The sequence below is a fragment of the Candidatus Pelagibacter communis genome (genome assembly GCF_001179985.1).
GTDB lineage: Bacteria > Pseudomonadota > Alphaproteobacteria > Pelagibacterales > Pelagibacteraceae > Pelagibacter > Pelagibacter ubique_J.
Window position 1 is genome coordinate 1 of record NZ_CVSI01000008.1, and the last position, 839, is coordinate 839.

General features: G+C 28.2%; 1 protein-coding gene. It reads right to left on the reverse strand.

Features of this window, described 5'->3' with window-relative positions; genetic code table 11:
- On the reverse strand, positions 1–839 hold an 839-nt coding region (gene ccsA / locus AMN80_RS00205), incomplete at both ends, for a cytochrome c biogenesis protein CcsA (protein WP_179850257.1).

Below are 839 nucleotides of genomic sequence, written 5' to 3' on the forward strand. Positions count from 1 at the left end.
TACATCTAAAAATATTGGATATACAGTTCCTATTAAAACTACACTTAAAAAATAAATCATAAACCAGTTATTTATTAAAACCGAAGTTTCCTTACTTAAAAAAAAAATTTCTTTTTTATTTTCTAAATTTTTGTTCTCAAATATAAAAAAGATTACAAAAGATATAAAAATTAAAACAAATAAAAAAATTAAGATATAAATTCCTCTAGATGGATCATTTGCAAAAGTGTGGACTGAATTAAGTATCCCAGATCTAACTAAAAACGTTCCACTAACACTTAACATAAAAGTCACTATGCTTAAGATAATTGACCAATTTTTAAAAAGGTCTCTTTTCTCAAGAGTTAAAATACAATGTAAAAGGGCAGTTAAACTCAACCATGGCATTAAAGAAATATTTTCAACTGGATCCCAAAACCAAAAACCTCCCCATCCTAATTCGTAATACGCCCAAATCGAACCTAAAAGAATACCTCCAGTTAAAAAGGTCCAAGATATTAAAACCCATTTTTTTAAATTTTTTGCCCAAAGATTATTTACATACCCGGTTACCATTGCGGCTAAAGCAGAGGCAAATATAATTGATGTACCAACATATCCAACATATAAAATTGGTGGATGTATTGCTAGCGCAGGATCTTGAAGTATTGGATTTAATCCAAGTCCTTCGGATGGTACCGGGAAAAGAGTATCAAATGGGTTAGAAGTTTTTAGTACAAATATAAAAAAACCAATAACAATTATTTGATGAAATATTACAGTATAAAGTCTAAAATTTTTTGGTTCATCTTTTGAGCTGAAGAAAAAAAACAATATAAAACTTGTCAGTACTAATAACC